The organism is Candidatus Nitrosotalea sp. FS, assembly GCF_011319475.1.
Lineage (GTDB): Archaea > Thermoproteota > Nitrososphaeria > Nitrososphaerales > Nitrosopumilaceae > Nitrosotalea.
The window spans coordinates 20,090-20,454 of sequence record NZ_RCMC01000251.1; the positions used below are offsets into that span (position 1 = coordinate 20,090).

At 37.8% G+C, this 365-nt stretch carries 1 protein-coding gene; it reads right to left on the minus strand.

Annotated elements, in window-relative coordinates:
• Positions 1–140 precede the first annotated feature (140 nt).
• Positions 141–365, minus strand: a 225-nt coding sequence (locus tag DYY66_RS10005) for a DUF3311 domain-containing protein (protein ID WP_309224003.1), incomplete at its 5' end; no start/stop codon positions are given.

The following is a 365-nucleotide window of genomic DNA, read 5'->3' on the forward strand; positions in this document are numbered from 1 at the left end:
AGTGGTTCCAAGCTTTCTTCCTGCAAGTGACCACTCGTGAACATGATTTAGATCACCTCTTCTCCAATATTTTCCATAAAATCCTAATGCGATGAATACCATAAACAATGAAACAAATACAATAACAATGTCTGGACTGATCATAGTTTCTTCTCCACTAGTCTAGCATATGCAAGATAAAATCCGGTACATGCTACAAGCCAAATTGTCTGGAACCAATAGAAAAACGGCATTCCAAATAATTCTGGAGAATTTCTGTTGTATATGGGAACGCCCAGGTTTACAAATGATGGTATCAAGACAAGCAAGGCAAGTATGACGTATCTTGTTTTGGAATGCATGGTCATCTTCAAACTAGGTGGTAA